Source organism: Streptococcus sp. 21.1, from assembly GCF_016648635.1.
Classification (GTDB): Bacteria; Bacillota; Bacilli; order Lactobacillales; family Streptococcaceae; genus Streptococcus.
On record NZ_JACLQL010000002.1, the window covers coordinates 200394 to 221409 of the forward strand.

Sequence of the window (21016 nt, forward strand, 5' to 3'; positions counted from 1 at the left end):
GAGGTTGGTTTTTTATTTGCAATATTTGTGTTAGACTAGTCGGGAACATTAAAAAAAGAGTTTAGGAGCAACCCCATGAACAAATTCTTAAGAGCCCTATTTATCCTCGTCATCCTGGCCATGACTGGTGCCATTATTTTTCAGCTATTTTTCCCAACCTATATGGGAAGTCACTCGGGGTACGGCATTTCAGTTGGTTGGCAGAGGGAGATTGGTATTTGGAATGTGGCGGTTCTGGTCATCCTCCTTGCCGTTAATCTCAAATACGATTGGTTTTATCTGAGAGCCGTTCTGCTTGCTTTGATTCTAGGTGGCCTGGGTATTGGGACCAATCATTTCCTTAGCTATCTTCAACATCATCACTCAGTGAATGCTATTGGAGCACTTGAAAATTATCTTTTAGTCCTTGGCTGGATTGTGGGTTGGTGGCTTGAAAATTCCTCAAGAAAAACTGCTTAAGTTTTATGGGGTAACCGCTTACCTTATCCACTCTGTGATATAATAATTAAGCATTATCATAATCGAGGGAAACACATGTCTAAACAACTAAAGGGGAGCTTGATGGTATTGACAGCAGGAATTGCCTGGGGATTTTCAGGAGTTTCTGGTCAATACCTAATGGCTCATGGTGTTAATGTCAATCTTTTGACGAGTTTACGTTTGCTTTTGTCTGGTATTTTACTAACGGCTTCGGTCTTTTTTAGGCAGCGAGACAAATTAGTACAAGCTATTAAAGATAGAAAAACCTTAGTAAGTATCGCCTTATTTGCGCTCTTTGGTCTGGTACTAAATCAGTACGCCTATCTCAGTGCTATTCAATACACTAATGCTGGGACAGCGACGGTCTTGCAGTATGTCACCCCAGTTATCATCCTGGCTTTTGTATGTGCAAAATATCGTAGGTTCCCAACAGCAGCAGAGCTAGTGGCGATTATCATGGCTATTGTGGGAACCTTTACCATCGCAACGCATGGTCAGATAAGGGAGCTGGCGATTACACCTCTGGGCTTGTTCTGGGGTCTCTTTTCGGCGGTGACCTATGCACTTTATATCTTACTGCCTGCTAAGGCTATTGAAAAATGGGAAAGTTTGATTGTCATTGGTTTAGGCCTGTTGCTCGGTGGTTTAATCTTTCCGATTGTTATCCAAGCCTGGAAGTATAAGCTTCCTTTGACTGGCGGAAATCTCTTAGCGCTTTTTGGTTTGGTCTTCATTGGGACAGTCTTTGCCTACACTGTTTTCCTTAAGGGGACAACCATGGTTGGCGCTGTAAAAGGCAGTCTCCTGGCTTCGGTAGAACCTATAGCGTCGGTCATTTTGACCGTATTAATTATGGGGGACCGCTTCTTTGCCATTGATGTGGTTGGGATGATTTTAATTGTTCTTGCTGTTATCATCATATCGCTTAAGAATTTAGTTGCCCTTAAAAAACAAGAAAAAATTCAAAGATAAGAATGGAGCCTGAGTGATTGTGGCTCTTTTCTTTATTGTTCTGTCAAGGATGTTCTTAAAAAATAGGACTTAAGTCCCACACATAAACCTTAAAAATATGGTAGAATAAGAGGTAAACTAACATTTTGGAGAGAAAATGACTATAGACGATTATAGGCCCCATTTTATGGTGGAGGCTGTTTATGATTTGAAACCTGACCAGCTACGTGAACACGGTATTCGTGCCGTCTTGGTCGATTTGGACAATACCTTGATTGCTTGGAACAACCCTGATGGGACTCCTGAGCTACGTGCTTGGTTGGATGAGATGACAGAGGCTGATATTCCGGTAGTTGTGGTCTCTAACAATAAATATGAACGTGTTGAACGTGCAGTTGCCAATTTCCATGTGGATTTCGTGAGTCGTGCCATGAAGCCTTTCACTAAAGGTATTAATGAAGCGATTGAGCGTTACCACTTTAACCGAGACGAGGTCGTTATGGTGGGAGACCAGCTAATGACTGACATCAGAGCTAGCCACAGAGCTGGAATTCGATCGATTTTGGTCAAGCCTTTGGTGAAATCAGATGCTTGGGTAACCAAGTTTAACCGTTGGCGTGAACGTCGCATGTGGAAAAAGATTGAAAAAGCATATGGTCCAATGACCTTCAACAAAGGAATTTAATGGAAGAATTATTTTGTATTGGGTGTGGAGCCCAAATTCAAACAGAAGATAAAGAAAAAGCAGGTTTCACACCTGCTAGCTCTATTAAAAAGGCCGAAGAAACAGGTGAGTTATACTGCCAACGCTGTTTCCGTCTTCGTCATTACAATGAGATTGTGGATGTCCACATCACAGATGATGAATTTTTAAAATTGCTTCATGAAGTTGGTGATAGTGATGCCCTTGTTGTCAATGTCGTTGATATTTTTGATTTTAATGGATCAATCATACCAGGCTTATCACGCTTTGTTTCGGGTAATGATGTGCTCTTGGTTGGAAATAAAAAGGATATCCTGCCTAAATCTGTTAAAGATGGTAAGGTAACCCAATGGTTGACAGAACGTGCCCACGAAGAAGGGATGCGTCCGGTGGATGTCATGTTGACATCTGCTCAAAATCATCATGCCATTAAAGAGCTAATCCAACGTATTGAAAACCTCCGTAAGGGTCGTGATGTCTATGTTGTTGGTGTGACGAATGTTGGTAAATCAACCTTAATTAATGCCATTATCAAGGAAATTACAGGTGATAAAGATGTTATCACAACCTCTCGTTTCCCTGGAACGACCCTTGATAAGATTGAAATCCCATTGGATGACGGTAGCTATATTTTTGATACACCAGGAATTATTCACCGACACCAGATGGCGCACTATTTGTCAGCTAAGGACCTCAAGTACGTTAGTCCTAAGAAGGAAATCAAACCGAAGACTTACCAGTTAAATGCAGGACAAACCCTATTCCTAGGTGGACTAGGACGCTTTGACTTTATTGATGGTGATAAACAAGGATTTACAGCCTTCTTTGACAATAATCTAAAGCTTCATCGTACCAAACTAGAAGGCGCAGATGCCTTCTATGATAAGCATGTTGGAAGTCTTCTCATGCCTCCTGGGGCAAAGGATCTTACCGATTTTCCAAAACTTGTTCGTCATGAATTTACTGTTAAAGATAAGACAGACATTGTCTTCTCAGGATTAGGATGGATCCGTGTCCAAGGAAAAGCTGCCCAACCAACCATCGTTGCTGCTTGGGCACCAGAAGGTGTTGGCGTTGTCGTACGAAAAGCGATTATTTAAACTTAATTAAGTAGTTAAAAGGAATAAACATGTCATTAACATCAAAACAACGTGCCTTCCTCAAATCGGAAGCACACACACTTAAACCTATTGTACAAATCGGGAAAAACGGTCTTAACGACCATATCAAAACTAGCGTTCGCAACGCCCTTGATGCCCGTGAATTGATCAAAGTAACCCTACTCCAAAACACTATGGAAGATATTCATGAGGTTGCTGAAATCTTGGAAGAAGAAATTGGCTGTGATACAGTTCTTAAGATTGGACGTATCTTGATTCTCTATAAAGAGTCAGCTAAAAAAGAAAATCGTAAGTTGTCACCAAAGGTCAAAGCTATCCAAAAATAGTTGCTGACTTTGCTTGATGAAGGATAAACTAAGGTATAGGAACACTTTTGAAGCATCAGCTAGCCTTAAGTCAGTTGTATAATGCTTAAAAAAGAGGAGGCGTACATGGCACTGGATCTCGTAACCCCATTTACAAAGGTTCAACTAGAAGAAGAAATCAAAGATACTGGCCGTAAGCAGGTGGGAATTTTAGGTGGAAATTTCAACCCTGTTCACAATGCTCACTTGGTTGTTGCGGACCAGGTGCGTCAGCAGTTAGGTCTTGACGAAGTTCTTCTCATGCCTGAGTTTGAGCCACCTCATGTCGATAAAAAAGAGACTATTGATGAACAACATCGCCTGAATATGCTCATGTTGGCTATTAACGGCATTGAAGGTTTGGATATTGAAACCATCGAGTTGGAACGTAAGGGAATCAGTTATACCTATGACACCATGAAGCTCTTGACAGAGGCTAATCCTGATACGGATTATTACTTTATTATTGGAGCGGATATGGTCGAATACCTACCAAAATGGCATCGTATTGATGAACTTATCGAGATGGTCCAATTTGTTGGTGTTCAGCGTCCTAAGTATAAGGCTGGAACGTCTTACCCAGTTATTTGGGTGGATGTTCCCCTTATGGATATTAGTTCGAGTGCAGTTAGAGCCTACATTAAGAAGGATCGCACACCTAACTTTATGGTGCCACAGTCTGTACTTGCCTACATCAAGAAAGCGGGGCTCTATAAATGACCTATGAAAAATACCTAGACTATTCTCGTGAAGAACTCCTTGAAAAAGTTCGAGCGGTCATGAGCCCTAAACGCTTCAATCATGTTCTGGGTGTTGAGCGAGCTGCTATTGCTCTTGCTGAAAAGTACGGATATGATACTGAAAAAGCCGGCCTGGCTGGTTTGCTTCATGATTATGCCAAGGAACTTCCAGATCAGGAATTCTTGGGGCTTATTGATAAATATAATCTTGATCCTGAATTGAAACAATGGGGAAACAATGTCTGGCATGGCATGGTTGGGATTTATAAAATCCAAGAAGATTTGGGATTGACTGATTCCGAAATTCTACGCAGTATTGAAATCCATACGGTCGGAAGCCATGAAATGTCAACCCTGGATAAGATTGTCTATGTGGCTGATTATATTGAGCATAACCGTAATTTCCCTTTAGTAGAGGAAGCTAGACAAGTAGCAGAGCAATCCTTGGATAAGGCAGTTGCTTTTGAAACAGTCCATACGGTAGAACACTTGGCCCACCAAGCTCTACCGATTTTCCCACAAACCTTAGAAACCTATAATGCTTTTGTGCATTGCTTGAAAGAGGATTAGTAAGTGCAAACAGCTTTTATTATTATTGATGTACAAAATATCTTAGTAGAAACAGGTTTTGAAACACAAAAGCTGTTAGAGAAAATCTCTTATTTACAAGATCAGGCTAGAAAACAGCAGATTGAAATTATCTATATTCAGCATATTGAAACGGAAGAGGCTCTAACCTCGGAAGATTGGAAATTATCGCCATTATTAAAGAGACAGTCTGATGAAAAGGTTTTTCAGAAGCGATACAATAGCATGTTTAAAGAGACTGGATTAAAGGAATACTTGGATCAACAAGGAATTGAGAAACTAGTCTTATGCGGTATGCAGACGGAGTATTGTGTTGATACATCCGTTAAAGTTGCTTTCGAACATGGCTACAAGCTAGTTGTTCCCGAAGGTACTGTTACAACCTTTGATGGAGACGACATTCCAGCAGAAACGATTAATGAATTTTACGAGAACATTTGGGATGAACGTTTTGCAGATGTCTTAGATTACAAAACGATTTTTTAATGAAAGAGGATTAAATGAAAGAAGAATTACTTGAATTGGTTGTCAAAGCTGCTGATGAAAAGCGAGCTGAAGACATCGTTGCCCTTGATTTGTATGGTCTCACAAGCCTAACAGATTACTTTGTTATTTTGAGTGCAATGAACAGCCGTCAGTTGGAAGCTATTGCCGACAACGTCCGTGAGAAAGTGAAAGAAGCTGGTCTTGACGCTAGTCACATGGAAGGTGACAACAAGGGTGGTTGGATTCTTTTGGATCTTAACGATGTTGTTGTTCACATCTTTACAGAAGATGAACGTGCACACTATAACCTCGAAAAACTCTGGCATGAAGCACCAATGGTGGATGTGTCAGCTTATTTGGCATAAAAAATGAACTCAGTTGGCGACAACTGGGTTTTGTTGCTTAAACTAAAGATTTAATAGGAAGGATAGAGCCTTGTGTTTGGTTGGTTTGTTAACTGAACGCGAGCTAAAAGCTGTGAGAAAAAGATAAACTTTCTTTGTATCTAGCGATACGGCAGAAAGTTTCCTATTTTCTCTGTGCTTTTGACGCTCTTTGTATCTTAGAAAGGATTTGAACCCGTCCTGTAATCGTCGGAAAATAGACAGTTCTATGTCAAATTATCAATATTAAAATTTATTATTTGGCGCAGTAGCTGATTGGACTCTTCATTCGCTTTTTAAGCTCGGAAGAGTACCTAATCAGCCTTGCGGGGGTGAGACAACGAACGATTTTTTAAAAAAACTCGTTCTGTCTCACTCCCCCTAATTTTCATTCCGATTACGGACGGACTTGGTATCATCATTATGGCTACTTATGAAACTTTTGCGGCTGTCTACGACGCTGTTATGGATGATAGTCTTTACGATTTGTGGACGGATTTTTCGCTTCGTCATTTGCCAAAGACTAAGGATAAAAAGAAATTGCTTGAATTGGCTTGTGGAACTGGGATTCAATCTGTACGTTTTTCTCAAGCTGGTTTTGATGTAACTGGACTCGATTTGAGTGCTGATATGTTGAAGATTGCGGAGAAGCGTGCGGCTTCCGCCAAACAGAAAATTGACTTTATTGAAGGCAACATGTTGAATTTATCGCAAGCTGGTAAGTACGACTTTGTGACTTGTTACTCAGATTCTATCTGCTATATGCAGGACGAAGTAGAGGTTGGGGATGTCTTCAAAGAGGTTTATAATGCACTGAATGAAGATGGCGTCTTTATCTTTGATGTGCACTCAACCTATCAGACGGATGAGGTTTTCCCTGGCTATTCCTACCATGAAAATGCAGAAGACTTTGCTATGCTCTGGGATACCTATGAGGATGCGGCTCCGCATTCTATTGTCCATGAATTAACTTTCTTTGTCCAAGAGGAAGATGGAAGCTTTAGCCGTCATGATGAGGTGCATGAGGAACGCACCTATGAGGTCTTGACTTATGATATCTTGCTGGAGCAGGCTGGCTTCAAATCCTTCAAGCTTTACGCCGATTTTGATGATAAGGAACCGACAGAAACTAGTGCACGTTGGTTCTTTGTGGCCCAAAAGTAAGAGCCTATGACAGTTACAGGTATTATTGCTGAGTTCAATCCTTTTCATAACGGTCACAAGTATCTCTTGGATCAGGCTGAAGGCGTAAAAATCGTTGCCATGTCCGGGAATTTTGTCCAGCGAGGTGAGCCAGCTATTGTGGATAAGTGGACTAGGACTCAGATGGCTTTGGAAAATGGGGCAGACCTTGTGGTTGAGTTGCCTTTCTTGACGTCAGTCCAGTCTGCCGATTATTTTGCTGCTGGGGCCGTCGATATCTTATCCCGACTGGGGATTGATAGCCTTACTTTTGGAACGGAAGAAGTCCTAGACTATCAGTCTATAGCGGATGTCTATGCTGAAAAGTCTGAGGACATGGAAGCCTTTGTGGAAAACTTACCGAGTGACCTATCTTATCCACAAAAGACACAAAAAATGTGGGAAAAGTTTGCTGGTGTAGCCTTTACTGGCAATACACCCAATCATATCCTAGGCTTAGCCTATGCCAAAGCTTGTGCTGGTAAGGGCATTAAGTTGAATCCTATCCAGAGACAAGGAGCCGGCTATCATTCCTCAAATAAGGAAGTATCTTTCGCCTCAGCGACCAGTCTACGTCTCCACAAGCAAGATAGTGATTTTGTGGATAAGTTCATGCCCAATAGTAAACTTTTTCAGACTTCTCCACAGGTTTCTTGGGATAATTATTTCCAATTGTTGGTTTATCAGATTCTTACAAACCCTGATTTGACTAGTGTTTTCCAGGTGAATGAAGAGATTGCCAGTCGTTTAAAAGCTGCTATTCGTGAGGTTTCTTCTGTGGAGGAACTAGTGGATAAGGTGGCGACCAAACGCTATACAAAAGCACGGGTACGTCGTATTTTGACCTATATCCTGGTCGGAGCTGTGGACAATCCTTTACCCCAGGCTGTTCATGTCCTTGGATTTTCTCAAAAAGGGCAGTCTCATCTCAAATCTGTGAAAAAGACTGTGGATATAGTGGCTCGGATTGGAAGGGAACCTTGGGATATGCTTACACAGCAAGCAGATAATGTTTATCAATTAGGCAACCCCGAGCTTTTTCAACAAAACTTTGGACGAATACCGCATAGAGTAAAATAGTTTTATAGAAGGTCTACCTCTGGTAGGCTTTTTAAATCTTTTTTCGAATAAATATTGTAGAAAGGATAAACTTGTCAGGAACTTGTACAAGTTTATACTCTTGGTATATAATAAAAGAAAAGAGGAAAATGAGGTATGCTAATGGAAGCAGTCGTCTATTCAACGTTTCGAAATCATTTGAAGGATTATATGAAAAAGGTTAATGATGAATTTGAACCTCTAGCTGTAGTCAATAAAAATCCTGATGAAGATATTGTAGTGGTCTCAAAGAGTGAGTGGGATAGCATTCAAGAAACATTGCGTATTGTTCAAAATAAAGAACTATCAGACAAGGTTTTAAGAGGAATGGCTCAGGTACGTGCTGGAGAGACTCAAGAGCATGCACTAAAGGAGTAGAAAATGTTACTCACTTTCACTGAAGATGCATGGATGGATTATTGTTATTGGCAAAATCAGGATAGGAAGACACTTAAGCGAATCAATAAGCTGATTAAAGACATTCAACGGGCTCCTTTTTCAGGTATTGGGAAACCAGAACCCTTGAAGTATGACTTTCAAGGAGCTTGGTCTCGGCGAATTGATGCTGAAAATCGTTTGATTTATATGATTGATGGTAAGAGTGTCGCCTTTCTCTCTTTTAAAGATCATTATTAGGTCTACCTCTGGTAGGCTTTTTTACTTTCCGTAAATTATTTTCCAAAAGGTCAAAAAAGATCAAGCAAAACCATTGACCTATACTGACCAATGGTGTATTATAATCTCATAAGGATTTAGCTTCCTTATAAATATAAATCTTGCAGTGCTTGCCTAAATACTTGTCATAAAGTTATTTTGGTTTGACTGCAAAAAAGTTTATGACAAAGGTCAAAAAAAGTCAAAAAAACTATTGACTATTACTGACCAATGTTGTACAATATAAACATAAGGAAATGAAATCCTTATGAAGGCTGTGTCAATAGCCCATATACCAATTAAAAGGATTGCAGCTAGTCTGCAAAAATTTTCATCTAAAAGGTCAGTAAAAGTCAAAACTAAATTCTTGACCTGGTCAAATGAAAGGTATATGATAAAGCTATAAGGAAAAAGGTTTCCTTAATCTACAAGTTTCTTTCTGAAAGAGGCTTGGGAGTTAGCTATATTGAGAGATTCACAGAAAGAAGGTGGCTCTTATGCTAAATGACAATTTGTTTAAGACTGAGAAAGTTCTCGGTCTCCTACCAAAAGCAAAACCTGAAATTATTAGAAGAGTAGTTGAAGCTACTAAAAATTTTTCTGGTTTTGGTCAGTAAAAGTCAAAACTTACACATTAACATAAAAAATAACACTTAAAAAATTTCACAAGAAAACACAAAACGAGGTAATTATATGAACAACAACTTTAACAATATGGATGATCTTTTCAATCAATTGATGGGTAACATGGGTGGTTACCGTTCAGAAAACCGTCGCTACATGATTAACGGTCGTGAAGTGACACCTGAAGAATTTGCTATCTACCGTCAAACAGGTCAATTGCCTGGTAATGAAGGTGAAGCAGTGAACCCAACTCAACATCAAGGTAAAGGACCTAAACAAGATGGTATCCTTGCTAAACTTGGTCGTAACTTGACTGAAGAAGCTCGCGAAGGTAAATTGGATCCTGTTATCGGACGTAACAAAGAAATCCAAGAAGCTTGCGAAATCTTGGCTCGTCGTACTAAGAATAACCCAGTCCTTGTCGGGGATGCTGGGGTTGGTAAAACAGCCGTAGTTGAAGGTTTGGCACAAGCCATCGTAAATGGTGATGTCCCAGCTGCTATCAAGAACAAGGAAATCATCTCAATCGATATTTCTGGACTTGAAGCTGGTACACAATACCGTGGTAGCTTTGAAGAAAACATTCAAAACTTGGTAAATGAAGTCAAAGAAGCTGGAAATATCATCCTCTTCTTCGATGAAATCCACCAAATTCTTGGTGCCGGAAGCACTGGCGATGGTCAAGGATCTAAAGGTCTTGCTGATATCTTGAAACCTGCTCTTTCACGTGGTGAATTGACAGTGATTGGTGCAACAACTCAGGATGAATACCGTAACACTATCTTGAAGAACGCTGCTCTTGCGCGTCGTTTCAACGAAGTTAAGGTTAATGCTCCTTCTGCTGAAGATACCTTCAAGATTCTCCAAGGTATCCGTGATCTTTATGAAAAACACCACAATGTTATCTTGCCAGATGAAGTTTTGAAAGCAGCAGTAGATTTCTCTGTACAATACATTCCACAACGTAGCTTGCCAGATAAGGCTATCGACCTTGTCGATGTAACAGCTGCTCACTTGGCTGCTCAACACCCAGTGACTGATGTGAATGCTGTTGAACATGAAATTGAAGAAGAAAAAGCTAAACAAGAAGCTGCAGCTGCCAAAGAAGACTACGAAGCAGCTCTAAACGCTAAGGTTCGTATTGAAGAACTTGAAAAGAAAATTGCTAACCATACAGCAGACCTTAAAGTCACTGCAACTGTTAACGATGTGGCTGAATCTGTAGAACGTATGACTGGTATCCCAGTATCGCAAATGGGAGCAACTGATATCGAACGTTTGAAAGATATGGGCCACCGTTTGCAAACTAAAGTTATCGGTCAAGATAAAGCCGTTGAAGCAGTGGCACGTGCCATCCGTCGTAACCGTGCAGGATTTGACGAAGGTAACCGTCCAATCGGTAGCTTCCTCTTTGTAGGACCTACTGGTGTTGGTAAAACTGAGTTGGCTAAACAATTAGCTCTTGATATGTTCGGAACCAAAGATGCCATTATCCGTTTGGACATGTCAGAATACAGCGACCGCACAGCCGTTTCTAAATTGATTGGTACAACAGCTGGTTATGTTGGTTATGATGACAATAGCAATACTTTGACAGAACGTGTTCGCCGTAACCCATACTCAATCGTTCTTCTCGACGAAATTGAAAAGGCTGACCCTCAAGTCATCACCCTTCTCCTCCAAGTTTTGGACGATGGTCGTTTGACAGATGGTCAAGGTAACACTGTAAACTTCAAGAATACTGTGATTATCGCAACTTCAAACGCAGGCTTTGGTTACGAAGCTAACTTGACAGAAGATGCTGATAAACCAGAACTTATGGATCGTTTGAAACCTTACTTCCGTCCAGAATTCCTTAACCGTTTCAATGCTGTCATCGAATTCTCACACTTGAGCAAAGAAGATCTTTCTAAGATTGTCGACCTTATGTTGGTTGAAGTTAACAAGACGCTTTCTAAGAAAGACATTGACTTGGCAGTTAGCGAAGCTGCTAAAGAATACATGACTGAAGAAGGCTACGACGAAGTCATGGGTGTTCGTCCACTCCGTCGTGTGGTTGAACAACAAATCCGTGACAAAGTCACAGACTTCCACTTGGATAACCTTGATGCTAAACACCTAGAAGCTGATATGGAAGATGGTGTCTTGGTTATCAAAGAAAAAGATGCTAAATAAAAAGCATAAAACCTCCTAATCCTATTTATGAAGCAGAGATGTTAGTAGACATCTCTGTTTTTTTCTTTTTTATTTAAGACTTTCCTTGGGTGCTACGGACGGAAGCTACTTCCTAACGGAATTCCATTTCTAAGATTTGAGCCTGGGTCTCAAATCTTCCGAGTGAGGGAAACATTATTGCTTCTCTCACTTTTAGCACAGCGGAAAGTCTTGTATTGTGTATAGCTGTGACTTTTATATTTATTCTTAAATATAAAATGAGATAAAATTGTTTAAATTATGATAATATGGTAAATAGTTAAAAATATATTCTATTTTCAAGAAAGCGTTGACAACGCATTCATATCGCTATATAATTTTTGTGTAAAATTAAATTTTAGTTAGTGATTTCTTGGGTTTAATATTACAATCTTTTGTTATTTGATAAGGAGAAATAATGTTAAAAGTAGTTTTATGGATTTTGGCTATTCTACTTCTTGTAGGAATAGCAATGTTGAACCCCCTAATTGCAGCTGGTATTGTGATTGCAGGATTGTTAATCCAGTTGTTTTTGAAGAAATGAGTTAATAGGAAAAAAGTATGAAAAAGATAATATATGGTATTTTAGCGATTTTATTAGTGATTGTCGTAGGATTCATTTTTCTTAGCGTATATAAAGGGAGTGAGTCATCTGGTAATCAAAAACCAAAGACAGAAATCATAGTAAATGTAAAATCTTTGGAAAAGGTCAGTGAGTTAGTTTTACTCAATGCATCTATTCAAAAAGTTAAGTCAATAGAAAATAATACAAAGTTATTTGGTAGTAACTTTGTAATACCTGGTTCAGAAAAGAAAGCACTCATTATTCTAAATTATACGGCAAAATTCGGTATTAAGAATGATGTAACCATTAAAGATAATGGTAATCATAATTATCAAGTTACATTACCCAAATTTGAAGTTATTGGTGTTGAATTAGATAAAGACAAACCTTATACACTCTACGATACTAGTGGAGGGATTCTTAGTTATTCGACTAAAGACATAGATACTGGTGAGGCTGTTGCAGAAGGTTTTTCAAATAAGGAACAACAAGGTTTTATAAAGGACAATAAAAAATTATTAAAGGAGTCAGCCGAGAAGTACTACTCTACAATGATTAAATCTTTGGACCACGAGGCAAAAGTGACAATTGAAACTCAAAAATAAAGGTGAGGAAAAGATATGTTAAAGTAAATTTTTAATGTTAGCGTTTATGTATTAGCGGTTTTTGGATTTATATTTACATTGTTAATATTTTTTTGGCTATTAGAGATTCTTCGAATGAAAATTCTACTAATGGCAATAATACGTCAAAAGTAGGACAAAGTATTATGGGTTCGAAAAAAACAGTAGCAAAAACGGAAGAACTATATAGTGATAAAAATATTAAAATAATAAGAACTGGTGGAAATATTATTATTGATAACTTAACGGATAAAGAAATTAATATTGAATCAACTTTTGTAATTAACAATAGTATTGAAGCAAAGCCATTTAGTTCGTCACAATCTAGAATTGATCCGAAAGGAAAGCAGTCAGTATCTATATCAGAATTTGTTGCAGTTAATTCAGGACAGAAAGTTGAGGAATCAGACGAAAAAGCAAAAAAAGCAAACTACTATAAGCATAAAATGAAGAGCGGTGAAAATATTGGGTGGACTGCTAATATACAGAATGGTAACTATGATACAATGAATTCATTTAGTATAAATTTTAATTACTAATTGTGAGGAGATGCAGAATGAATTTATTGGATAAACTGTTAAGTAATAAGATTGTTAATACAAATGGTTACACACGTTCAGATACTGGTACCAAAGTCCATTCCTATTTAAGGACACATCCTAAAAATCAAGGCTTAACGAAATCAGCAACATGTTCTATTATTAATGCTTTAAAAAAGAAATAGTAATTATATGAAAATAGGTTTAGTAGCGTTCTCTTTAATCTGATTAGTGGTGCCTTTTATTATTGAATGGTACTTTCTGTTGTGAAAAAAAGGAACATTGAGTGACTATTACACTATCCATAAACTTTTTATAAGTTTTCATCATTGATAAAAAAGGTAAGTAGCACAGGCTACTTACCTTTATTCTTTATCATCACCTTGATACTTTTGCAAGCGTTCTTGGATGATATTGAGTCGGGGTTCGAGGTCTTTCTTGAAGACACGTGTTTTATAGTTGAGGTCTTGCTTAATGTCAGCAAGAACAAGGTTTTGTTCCTTGATGATGTCAAGGTTGCGTTTGATATTGTCCAAATCGTAGGAGATATTTTCTCGTGATTGGTTGAGGTCTAGGATTTCCTCTTTGATGTCTTCACGTCGTTTATAGGCGTAGTAGGCACCGTAGGCGAGGGCTCCAAGAGCTAGAAAGCGTCCAATTTTCATTCTGTTACCTCTTTAGCGATGCTGTCAGCAAGGTCAGCCAGGGCAGCGAAGTCTGGTTCGTGTTCGTCAAATCCCATGTGGATACCATCGTCTGCACCGTAACGAGGAACGAGATGAATATGAGCGTGGAAGACGGTTTGTCCAGCAACTTCTTCGTTGTTATTAAGGATATTCATGCCGATTGCTCTAGTTGCTTTTTGCACGGCACGAGCAATTTTTGGAACACGGCTAAAGACAGTCTCAGCAGTCTCAGCAGACATTTCTAAGATGTTACGAACGTGCTCTTTAGGAATAACCAAGGTATGTCCTTTTGTAGCTTGTGAAATATCGAGGAAGGCTAGAACCTTGTCGTCCTCGTAGACTTTTGATGAAGGGATTTCTCCAGATATAATTTTACAGAAAATACAATTATCCATAATAACGACCTTTCCATGAGTTTTTGTTATAATAGATTATATCATACCAAAGAGAGAAAAGATAATGCTTAAATTAGAAAAGGTGACGGGTGGTTACGCTAATATTCCCGTCCTAAAAGATGTGACTTTTGAGGTGGCTGATGGCGAATTAGTTGGTCTTATCGGTCTTAATGGTGCTGGGAAATCAACAACAATTAACGAGATTATTGGTCTCTTAACACCTTATGGGGGACAGATTGCCATTGATGGGTTAACCATTCAGCAAGATTCAGCTAGCTATCGTCAGAAGATTGGTTACATCCCTGAAACGCCAAGCCTCTATGAAGAATTGACGCTTCGTGAACATTTGAAAACGGTGTTGATGGCCTATGGTCTTGATGTGACTGAAGGAATGGCACGTGCGGACAAGTACCTTAAGCTCTTTCGTTTAGATGAAAAGCTAGATTGGTTCCCGACTCAGTTTTCAAAGGGGATGAAGCAGAAGGTCATGATTATCTGTGCCTTTATTGTGAATCCAAGTCTTTTCATTGTTGATGAGCCCTTCCTAGGTTTGGATCCCTTGGCGATTTCGGACTTGATTGAGCTTTTGGCTGAGGAAAAAGCGAATGGTAAGGCGATTCTCATGTCTACCCACGTTTTGGATTCGGCTGAGAAAATGTGTGATCGCTTTGTGATTTTGCACCATGGACAGGTCTTAGCACAGGGGACTCTCGAGGAGCTCCGTCAGACTTTTGGCGACGATAGTGCTAGTCTTAACGATATCTACATGCAGTTAACTAAGGGAGAATTGTCATGATAGCTAAGCTATTTAAGGAGCGTAGCAAGCGATTCAATGCCCGCTGTGCTAAGTATAGTCGCTACGTTTTTAATGATCATTTTATCTTGGTTCTTCTCTTTCTGCTAGGCTTTGTCTTGGTTCAGTATAGCCAGTTGCTGAAGCATTTTCCAAAAAATCCGTGGGCAATCATTCTTGGCTTGCTTGTGCTTTGTCTGTTATTACCTTTCTGGGGGAATATTGCGACTTATCTAGAACCTGCGGACAAGCACTACCTTTTGGTTAAGGAAGAAGAGGTACTAGACCATGTTAAGAAGGCAACAGGACGTGCTTTTAGATTTTGGTTAATAGTACAAACCCTGATTTTTATTTTGGTTATTCCTCTCTTTTTAGCCTTGGGACTTCCAGTTTGGGGAGTTATCCTTATAGCTGTGGCTATGGCTATTCTTAAGTACTTCATTTTTCAGAAAAAGGCTCAACCTTTTTATAAGCAGTCTGGACTGAATTGGACTGAGGCTATTGCAGCGGAAAATAAGCGTCAACAATCGATTCTGAAGTTCTTTTCACTCTTTACCAATGTTAAAGGGATTACGTCGAGTGTTAAACGCCGTGCTTATTTGGATGGTATTCTCAAACGTACAAAGAAAGACAAGGAACATACTTGGTACAATCTTTACCTAAGAGCCTTCTTGCGTTCTGGGGATTACTTTGCCCTTAGTTTACGCCTGTTTGCCCTAACACTTCTAGTTATCTTTTTGGTTCCTGAAAAATGGTTGGCTATGGTGCTTGTGGTTGTTTTTGATTACCTCTTGCTCTTTCAGCTCACGGCACTTAAATCGCACTTTGCTTATCAGAGAATGGCTAACCTTATGCCAGTTGGAAAAGACATGCAGGTAAGCAATCTTAAGCGCTTGATTAGCCAGATTGTACTTGGGATGACTCTGGTACAGGCTATTTGTCTCTTCGACCTTAAGTTTAGCCTGATTTTGGTTGGAATGATGCTAGTTCTGAGCCTTGTTTACCTACCAGCCAAGCTTAAGAAGATGATTGACTAACACCTATTAAATAAGTTAAAATAGAAACGAATGACTAAAGAAAAAGGAGATGCCTAGGTGACATCAACAGATAAAGATTTGAGCCTGACTCCTCTCAAAGGAAATAGTGGTAAGGCCTATATGGGAACTTACCCAAACGGAGATCGCGTCTTTGTGAAGATGAATACAACACCAATCTTGGCAGCTCTTGCCAAGGAACAGATTGCACCACAGCTCTTGTGGGCTAAGCGTCTGGGAAATGGTGACATGATGAGTGCACAGGAGTGGCTTGATGGTCGTATTTTGACCAAACATGACATGAACAGTAAACAGATTATCCAAATTCTTGGTAATTTGCACCGCTCTAAACACTTGGTTAATCAACTCTTGCAGTTGGATTATCATATTGAAAATCCTTTCGATCTTCTACACGAGTGGGAGGAAAATGCCGCTTACCAATTGCGTGAAAATGGCTTCCTTCAAGACGTTGTTAGAGATTTGAAACGTCATCTTCCAGAGTTTCGTGCGGAAATTGCAACAATTGTTCACGGAGATGCTCGTCATAGTAACTTTGTCATCACAACCTCAGGATTGATTTATTTGGTTGATTGGGATTCTGTACGTCTAACAGATCGTATGTATGATGTGGCGCAGATCCTCAGCCATTACATTCCATTGGCACATTGGCCACAGTGGTTGTCATACTATGGCTATAAGAACAACGACCTTGTGATGGACAAGATTTATTGGTATGGGCAGTTTTCATATTTGACACAGATTTCAAAATTCTTTGATAGTCGTGATATGGAACATGCCAACCGAGAAATTTATGAACTTCGTAAATTCAGAGAGACCTTGCACAGATATTAGAAAGTAGACATGCGAGTTAGAAAACGTAAAGGTGCAGAGGAACACCTAGCTAACCATCCTCAGTACGTTATCCTTGAGCCGGAGGCTGCTAAAGGTAAGTGGCATGAGCTTTTTGGTAATGACAATCCTATCCATATCGAGGTAGGATCTGGTAAAGGGGCCTTCATTACTGGTATGGCCCAACAAAACCCTGACATCAACTACATTGGTATTGATATTCAGCTGTCTGTATTGAGCTATGCCTTGGATAAGGTTTTGGCTTCGGGTGCTGAAAATGTCAAACTCTTGCGCGTGGATGGTTCAGCCTTGACCAATTATTTTGAAGATGGCGAAGTGGATATGATGTATCTGAATTTCTCAGATCCATGGCCTAAGAGTCGCCACGAGAAACGTCGTTTGACATACAAGACTTTCCTAGATACTTATAAGCAAATTTTGCCTGAAAATGGAGAGATTCACTTTAAGACAGACAATCGTGGACTTTTTGAATACAGTTTGGCGAGCTTTTCACAGTATGGAATGGTTCTCAACAAAGTTTGGTTGGACCTTCATGCCAGTGATTATGAAGGCAACGTCATGACTGAATACGAGCGTAAGTTCTCAGAAAAAGGTCAGGTCATCTATCGAGTAGAGGCCCAGTTTAAAGATTAACTCTTGAAAACTTGATTAAAAATAACGATTAGCCTATTGATGGCTAATCGTTTGATGTGGAGAGGTCGCATAGAGGCCGAGTGCGCACGCTTGGAAAGCGTGTAGTCCTTAACGGGGCTCGGGGGTTCGAATCCCCTCCTCTCCTTTGAGAAATAGACAAAGTGTCCCTTCCGTTTTAGAAGGGACACTTTTTAGGTATAGTAATAAAAAAGAAGATGGTTTTAACAGCTTTTTATGATAGGAGGACTCAATCCTTAGTCCCAAGGGCTCTGAATCCCTGCTACCCAACCAGTACAGAGGGCGCTAGTAATGTTAAAGCCACCAGTATGGGCATTGATGTCAAGGACCTCTCCTGCAAAGTGTAGGTGAGGGACTTTTTTACTTTCTAGAGTCTTGGGATTAATTTCCTTAAGGTCAACGCCACCTTTAGTCACAAAGGATTTGGCAAGTGACATTTTACCTGTGATTGGAATTTCCATGCCCTTAAGCTGACTGATAATGTTTTCTAAGTCTTTGGGATGCAGTTGTTTAACCTTGCTATCAGCCTTGTCTTCTGCTAGGAATTCAGCGACACGCTCAGGCACTAGACCTTTGAGAGTATTTTTAACAGATTTCTCGCGATTCTCCTCAAAGTAGATTTTGAGATTTTCTTGGCTTTGGTTAGGAAGAAAATCTAGATGGGCTATCTCACCACCCTTGACAAAACTGGAAAGACGTAGGGCAGCTGGGCCAGATAGGCCAAAATGGGTGAAGAGAAGGTCATGGGTAATCTTGTGTTTGCCATAGGACAGAGTGACATCATCAAGAGAAATTCCTTGTAAGGCCTTGTGGGGGAAGTCGGTTAGGAGTGGACTTTCCGCAGCTTCAAGATCAGTGACCTGGAGCTTAAAATGGCGGGCAATATCATGTCCAAAACCAGTTGAACCAGTCGATGGATAAGATTTTCCTCCAGTTGTAACGATGAGTTTATCACTGGTAAAAGTCTGGTCCGAAGACTTAACTTGGAATTGCTCATCAACCTTTTTGACGGAGACAACTTCTGTATTGGTGAGGATGCTAGCACCAAGTTCCTGAATCTTATTTTCCAGAGCTTGGATGATGGTCCGTGATTTATCTGTCTTAGGGAAGACACGTCCGTGATCCTCAACCTTTAGTTTGACACCATTGTCCTCGAAAAAAGCAATGATATCGTGGTTATCAAATTGTGAAAAGACGCTATAGAGGAAACGGCCATTACCTGGAATACCTGCTAGAAGATCGTCTAAAGTCCCGTTGTTAGTAACATTACAACGTCCACCACCAGTACTAGCCAGCTTCTTTCCGAGACGTTTATTTTTTTCAATTAGAAGGGTTTGTTGGCCGTAGAAGGCTGAGGCAATGGTCGCCATCATGCCAGCAGGCCCCCCACCAATAACGATAGTATCAAAATGTTTCATGCCTTTATTTTAGCATAATTTAAAAAGGGAGAATAGTTTGTAAATGGTCAGTTTTTTTAGATAATTTATGTTAGAATAGGAGTAGAAGTTTAAATTAGAATAGTTATTAACTATGGAGGAAAATATCGTGTCTGAAAATAACATGAAACACCGTTCATCTGTCTACGATAGTATGGTTAAATCACCTAACCGTGCCATGCTTCGTGCGACTGGGATGACGGATGATAGTTTTGAAAAGCCTATTGTTGGGGTTATCTCAACTTGGGCTGAGAACACACCATGTAATATCCACTTGCACGGTTTTGGTCAAATTGCCAAAGAAGGTGTTAAAGACGCGGGTGCTTGGCCAGTTCAATTTGGTACGATTACTGTTGCAGATGGTATTGCCATGGGGACACCAGGAATGCGTTTCTCATTGACATCTCGTGATATCATCGCTGACTCAATCGAAGCAGCTATGGGTGGTCACAACGTTGATGCCTTTGTTGCTATTGGTGGATGTGATAAGAACATGCCTGGTTCTATGATTGCCATTGCTAACATGGATATTCCAGCGATTTTTGCCTATGGTGGTACCATTGCACCAGGTAACCTTAACGGTAAGGATATCGACTTGGTTTCTGTTTTCGAAGGTATCGGTAAATGGAACCACGGTGATATGACCGCAGAAGAGGTTAAAGATCTTGAATGTAATGCCTGCCCTGGCCCTGGTGGTTGTGGTGGTATGTATACTGCCAACACAATGGCGACAGCAATCGAAGTAATGGGGATGAGCCTTCCAGGATCATCATCTCACCCTGCAGAATCAGCTGAGAAGAAAGCAGATATCGAAGAAGCAGGTCGTGTAGTTGTTAAGATGCTTGAACTAGGTCTTAAGCCATCAGATATCTTGACACGTGAAGCCTTTGAAGATGCCATCACTGTCACAATGGCACTTGGTGGTTCAACAAATGCGACACTTCACTTGCTTGCTATTGCTCATGCAGCTAACGTTGATTTGACACTTGAAGATTTCAACGATTTCCAAGAGCGTGTGCCTCACTTGGCTGACTTGAAACCTTCAGGTCAATATGTCTTCCAAGATCTTTACAATGTTGGTGGTGTACCAGCCGTTATGAAATACCTTCTTAAGAATGGTTTCCTTCACGGTGATCGTATCACATGTACTGGTAAGACTGTTGCAGAAAACTTGGAGGCCTTCGATGATTTGACACCAGGTCAAAAAGTCATCATGCCGCTTGAAAATCCTAAACGTGCTGATGGTCCATTGATTATCTTGAAAGGTAACTTGGCTCCAGAAGGTGCGGTTGCCAAAGTATCAGGGGTTAAAGTTCGTAACATCACTGGTCCTGCTAAAGTATTTGACTCAGAAGAAGATGCCATCGAAGCAGTTCTTTCTGATGAAATCGTTGATGGCGATGTAGTTGTTGTACGTTTTGTAGGTCCTAAGGGTGGTCCTGGTATGCCAGAAATGTTGTCATTGTCTTCAATGATCGTTGGTAAAGGTCAAGGGGACAAGGTTGCCCTCTTGACAGATGGACGTTTCTCAGGTGGTACTTACGGACTCGTTGTTGGTCACATTGCTCCTGAAGCTCAGGTTGGTGGACCTATTGCCTACCTCCGTACAGGTGATATGGTTACAGTTGACCAAGATACCAAAGAAATTACGATGCACGTTTCAGACGAAGAGTTGGCGAAACGTAAAGCGGAAACTGAGTTGCCACCACTTTATAGCCGTGGTGTCCTCGGTAAATACGCTCACATCGTTTCTTCAGCGTCACGTGGTGCCGTTACCGACTTCTGGAATATGGATAAATCAGGTAAAGCCTAATGAAATGATATCAACAAAATCACACCGGACATTTGTTCGATGTGATTTTTTGATATTAATTTCT

26 protein-coding genes and 1 tRNA gene are annotated in these 21016 nt (G+C 40.1%); 24 read left to right on the top strand and 3 right to left on the bottom strand.

What is annotated here, in order from left to right:
- The first annotated feature begins 75 nt into the window (after window positions 1-75).
- From H7U01_RS02785 to H7U01_RS02865, 18 genes are all read left to right on the top strand, one after another.
- Window positions 76-459: a hypothetical protein gene (locus H7U01_RS02785; RefSeq protein ID WP_201041088.1), complete on the top strand. Its 384-nt coding sequence runs from the start codon at window positions 76-78 to the stop codon at window positions 457-459.
- A 75-nt stretch (window positions 460-534) separates the two neighbouring features.
- Window positions 535-1452, top strand: coding sequence for a DMT family transporter (locus H7U01_RS02790; RefSeq protein ID WP_201041089.1), 918 nt, complete (start codon window positions 535-537; stop codon window positions 1450-1452).
- A 136-nt stretch (window positions 1453-1588) separates the two neighbouring features.
- Window positions 1589-2116 (top strand): YqeG family HAD IIIA-type phosphatase, encoded by a 528-nt coding sequence (locus H7U01_RS02795; RefSeq protein ID WP_002891674.1) that lies wholly within the window; start codon window positions 1589-1591, stop codon window positions 2114-2116.
- Window positions 2116-3234 (top strand): ribosome biogenesis GTPase YqeH, encoded by a 1119-nt coding sequence (yqeH, locus tag H7U01_RS02800; protein ID WP_155222572.1) that lies wholly within the window; start codon window positions 2116-2118, stop codon window positions 3232-3234. Before H7U01_RS02795 ends, yqeH begins: the two co-directional genes overlap by 1 nt.
- Window positions 3235-3263: 29 nt before the next feature.
- A complete protein-coding gene (yhbY, locus tag H7U01_RS02805; RefSeq protein WP_002884193.1) occupies window positions 3264-3581 on the top strand; it encodes a ribosome assembly RNA-binding protein YhbY in 318 nt (105 codons plus the stop codon).
- 105 nt (window positions 3582-3686) lie between these two features.
- Window positions 3687-4319 (top strand): nicotinate-nucleotide adenylyltransferase, encoded by a 633-nt coding sequence (locus tag H7U01_RS02810; RefSeq protein WP_021143701.1) that lies wholly within the window; start codon window positions 3687-3689, stop codon window positions 4317-4319.
- On the top strand, window positions 4316-4909 hold the full coding sequence (gene yqeK / locus H7U01_RS02815; RefSeq protein ID WP_155222571.1) for a bis(5'-nucleosyl)-tetraphosphatase (symmetrical) YqeK: 594 nt from the start codon (window positions 4316-4318) through the stop codon (window positions 4907-4909). Before H7U01_RS02810 ends, yqeK begins: the two co-directional genes overlap by 4 nt.
- A gap of 3 nt (window positions 4910-4912) precedes the next feature.
- The gene (locus H7U01_RS02820) at window positions 4913-5413 is read left to right on the top strand and encodes a cysteine hydrolase family protein (RefSeq protein WP_179969535.1); all 501 of its coding nucleotides are present in this window, start codon (window positions 4913-4915) and stop codon (window positions 5411-5413) included.
- Between the two features lie 14 nt (window positions 5414-5427).
- Window positions 5428-5778 carry a ribosome silencing factor gene (rsfS, locus tag H7U01_RS02825; protein WP_107372311.1) on the top strand — a complete coding sequence of 117 codons (351 nt, stop codon included), beginning with the start codon at window positions 5428-5430 and terminating at the stop codon, window positions 5776-5778.
- A gap of 441 nt (window positions 5779-6219) precedes the next feature.
- Window positions 6220-6960 (top strand): class I SAM-dependent DNA methyltransferase, encoded by a 741-nt coding sequence (locus tag H7U01_RS02830; protein WP_155222570.1) that lies wholly within the window; start codon window positions 6220-6222, stop codon window positions 6958-6960.
- Window positions 6961-6966: 6 nt separating this feature from the next.
- Window positions 6967-8058 (top strand): nucleotidyltransferase, encoded by a 1092-nt coding sequence (locus H7U01_RS02835; protein WP_070575465.1) that lies wholly within the window; start codon window positions 6967-6969, stop codon window positions 8056-8058.
- 141 nt (window positions 8059-8199) lie between these two features.
- Window positions 8200-8454: a type II toxin-antitoxin system Phd/YefM family antitoxin gene (locus tag H7U01_RS02840; protein ID WP_060971904.1), complete on the top strand. Its 255-nt coding sequence runs from the start codon at window positions 8200-8202 to the stop codon at window positions 8452-8454.
- 3 nt (window positions 8455-8457) lie between these two features.
- The gene (locus H7U01_RS02845) at window positions 8458-8712 is read left to right on the top strand and encodes a Txe/YoeB family addiction module toxin (RefSeq protein ID WP_101799843.1); all 255 of its coding nucleotides are present in this window, start codon (window positions 8458-8460) and stop codon (window positions 8710-8712) included.
- 711 nt (window positions 8713-9423) lie between these two features.
- Window positions 9424-11529 carry an AAA family ATPase gene (locus tag H7U01_RS02850; protein WP_181670650.1) on the top strand — a complete coding sequence of 702 codons (2106 nt, stop codon included), beginning with the start codon at window positions 9424-9426 and terminating at the stop codon, window positions 11527-11529.
- Window positions 11530-11965: 436 nt separating this feature from the next.
- Window positions 11966-12091, top strand: coding sequence for a hypothetical protein (locus H7U01_RS09975; RefSeq protein WP_002884447.1), 126 nt, complete (start codon window positions 11966-11968; stop codon window positions 12089-12091).
- Between the two features lie 17 nt (window positions 12092-12108).
- Entirely contained in the window at window positions 12109-12717 is a 609-nt protein-coding gene (locus H7U01_RS02855) for a DUF4230 domain-containing protein (RefSeq protein ID WP_002884297.1), read from the top strand.
- A 92-nt stretch (window positions 12718-12809) separates the two neighbouring features.
- Entirely contained in the window at window positions 12810-13274 is a 465-nt protein-coding gene (locus tag H7U01_RS02860; RefSeq protein ID WP_227853297.1) for a hypothetical protein, read from the top strand.
- Between the two features lie 17 nt (window positions 13275-13291).
- The gene (locus H7U01_RS02865; protein ID WP_173014516.1) at window positions 13292-13459 is read left to right on the top strand and encodes a hypothetical protein; all 168 of its coding nucleotides are present in this window, start codon (window positions 13292-13294) and stop codon (window positions 13457-13459) included.
- Between the two features lie 180 nt (window positions 13460-13639).
- On the opposite strand, the gene H7U01_RS02870 is transcribed toward H7U01_RS02865, so the two are convergent.
- Window positions 13640-13939 (bottom strand): hypothetical protein, encoded by a 300-nt coding sequence (locus H7U01_RS02870; protein WP_060972580.1) that lies wholly within the window; start codon window positions 13937-13939, stop codon window positions 13640-13642.
- Window positions 13936-14355: an HIT family protein gene (locus H7U01_RS02875; protein WP_037599159.1), complete on the bottom strand. Its 420-nt coding sequence runs from the start codon at window positions 14353-14355 to the stop codon at window positions 13936-13938. The genes H7U01_RS02870 and H7U01_RS02875 overlap by 4 nt, the downstream gene beginning before the upstream one ends.
- 64 nt (window positions 14356-14419) lie before the next feature.
- Here H7U01_RS02875 and H7U01_RS02880 point away from each other — a divergent pair, with 64 nt between their 5' ends.
- The 5 genes from H7U01_RS02880 (at window position 14420) to H7U01_RS02900 (ending at window position 17830) form a co-directional block, all read left to right on the top strand.
- On the top strand, window positions 14420-15151 hold the full coding sequence (locus tag H7U01_RS02880; protein ID WP_070437832.1) for an ABC transporter ATP-binding protein: 732 nt from the start codon (window positions 14420-14422) through the stop codon (window positions 15149-15151).
- Window positions 15151-16185 (top strand): ABC transporter permease, encoded by a 1035-nt coding sequence (locus H7U01_RS02885; protein WP_398578372.1) that lies wholly within the window; start codon window positions 15151-15153, stop codon window positions 16183-16185. The genes H7U01_RS02880 and H7U01_RS02885 overlap by 1 nt, the downstream gene beginning before the upstream one ends.
- Before the next feature lie 57 nt (window positions 16186-16242).
- Window positions 16243-17034: a cell cycle regulator CcrZ gene (gene ccrZ / locus H7U01_RS02890; protein ID WP_002884270.1), complete on the top strand. Its 792-nt coding sequence runs from the start codon at window positions 16243-16245 to the stop codon at window positions 17032-17034.
- Window positions 17035-17043: 9 nt separating this feature from the next.
- Window positions 17044-17685, top strand: coding sequence for a tRNA (guanosine(46)-N7)-methyltransferase TrmB (trmB, locus tag H7U01_RS02895; protein WP_003096317.1), 642 nt, complete (start codon window positions 17044-17046; stop codon window positions 17683-17685).
- Window positions 17686-17743: 58 nt separating this feature from the next.
- Window positions 17744-17830, top strand: a tRNA-Ser gene (locus tag H7U01_RS02900).
- A 109-nt stretch (window positions 17831-17939) separates the two neighbouring features.
- Here the strand turns inward: H7U01_RS02900 and H7U01_RS02905 are convergent.
- Complete coding sequence (locus tag H7U01_RS02905; protein ID WP_048674710.1) at window positions 17940-19121, bottom strand: NAD(P)/FAD-dependent oxidoreductase; 1182 nt, start codon at window positions 19119-19121, stop codon at window positions 17940-17942.
- 112 nt (window positions 19122-19233) lie between these two features.
- Here H7U01_RS02905 and ilvD point away from each other — a divergent pair, with 112 nt between their 5' ends.
- The gene (gene ilvD / locus H7U01_RS02910; RefSeq protein WP_155222567.1) at window positions 19234-20952 is read left to right on the top strand and encodes a dihydroxy-acid dehydratase; all 1719 of its coding nucleotides are present in this window, start codon (window positions 19234-19236) and stop codon (window positions 20950-20952) included.
- Window positions 20953-21016: the final 64 nt, after the last annotated feature.

What these genes read in the sequence shown, in the direction of transcription:
- H7U01_RS02785 (WP_201041088.1), top strand. Translation starts at nt 76, where the DNA reads ATGAACAAATTCTTAAGAGCCCTATTTATCCTCGTCATCCTGGCCATG.
- H7U01_RS02790 (WP_201041089.1), top strand. Translation starts at nt 535, where the DNA reads ATGTCTAAACAACTAAAGGGGAGCTTGATGGTATTGACAGCAGGAATT.
- H7U01_RS02795 (WP_002891674.1), top strand. Translation starts at nt 1,589, where the DNA reads ATGACTATAGACGATTATAGGCCCCATTTTATGGTGGAGGCTGTTTAT.
- yqeH (WP_155222572.1), top strand. Translation starts at nt 2,116, where the DNA reads ATGGAAGAATTATTTTGTATTGGGTGTGGAGCCCAAATTCAAACAGAA.
- yhbY (WP_002884193.1), top strand. Translation starts at nt 3,264, where the DNA reads ATGTCATTAACATCAAAACAACGTGCCTTCCTCAAATCGGAAGCACAC.
- H7U01_RS02810 (WP_021143701.1), top strand. Translation starts at nt 3,687, where the DNA reads ATGGCACTGGATCTCGTAACCCCATTTACAAAGGTTCAACTAGAAGAA.
- yqeK (WP_155222571.1), top strand. Translation starts at nt 4,316, where the DNA reads ATGACCTATGAAAAATACCTAGACTATTCTCGTGAAGAACTCCTTGAA.
- rsfS (WP_107372311.1), top strand. Translation starts at nt 5,428, where the DNA reads ATGAAAGAAGAATTACTTGAATTGGTTGTCAAAGCTGCTGATGAAAAG.
- H7U01_RS02830 (WP_155222570.1), top strand. Translation starts at nt 6,220, where the DNA reads ATGGCTACTTATGAAACTTTTGCGGCTGTCTACGACGCTGTTATGGAT.
- H7U01_RS02835 (WP_070575465.1), top strand. Translation starts at nt 6,967, where the DNA reads ATGACAGTTACAGGTATTATTGCTGAGTTCAATCCTTTTCATAACGGT.
- H7U01_RS02840 (WP_060971904.1), top strand. Translation starts at nt 8,200, where the DNA reads ATGGAAGCAGTCGTCTATTCAACGTTTCGAAATCATTTGAAGGATTAT.
- H7U01_RS02845 (WP_101799843.1), top strand. Translation starts at nt 8,458, where the DNA reads ATGTTACTCACTTTCACTGAAGATGCATGGATGGATTATTGTTATTGG.
- H7U01_RS02850 (WP_181670650.1), top strand. Translation starts at nt 9,424, where the DNA reads ATGAACAACAACTTTAACAATATGGATGATCTTTTCAATCAATTGATG.
- H7U01_RS09975 (WP_002884447.1), top strand. Translation starts at nt 11,966, where the DNA reads ATGTTAAAAGTAGTTTTATGGATTTTGGCTATTCTACTTCTTGTAGGA.
- H7U01_RS02855 (WP_002884297.1), top strand. Translation starts at nt 12,109, where the DNA reads ATGAAAAAGATAATATATGGTATTTTAGCGATTTTATTAGTGATTGTC.
- H7U01_RS02865 (WP_173014516.1), top strand. Translation starts at nt 13,292, where the DNA reads ATGAATTTATTGGATAAACTGTTAAGTAATAAGATTGTTAATACAAAT.
- H7U01_RS02870 (WP_060972580.1), bottom strand. Translation starts at nt 13,939, where the DNA reads ATGAAAATTGGACGCTTTCTAGCTCTTGGAGCCCTCGCCTACGGTGCC.
- H7U01_RS02875 (WP_037599159.1), bottom strand. Translation starts at nt 14,355, where the DNA reads ATGGATAATTGTATTTTCTGTAAAATTATATCTGGAGAAATCCCTTCA.
- H7U01_RS02880 (WP_070437832.1), top strand. Translation starts at nt 14,420, where the DNA reads ATGCTTAAATTAGAAAAGGTGACGGGTGGTTACGCTAATATTCCCGTC.
- trmB (WP_003096317.1), top strand. Translation starts at nt 17,044, where the DNA reads ATGCGAGTTAGAAAACGTAAAGGTGCAGAGGAACACCTAGCTAACCAT.
- H7U01_RS02905 (WP_048674710.1), bottom strand. Translation starts at nt 19,121, where the DNA reads ATGAAACATTTTGATACTATCGTTATTGGTGGGGGGCCTGCTGGCATG.
- ilvD (WP_155222567.1), top strand. Translation starts at nt 19,234, where the DNA reads ATGGAGGAAAATATCGTGTCTGAAAATAACATGAAACACCGTTCATCT.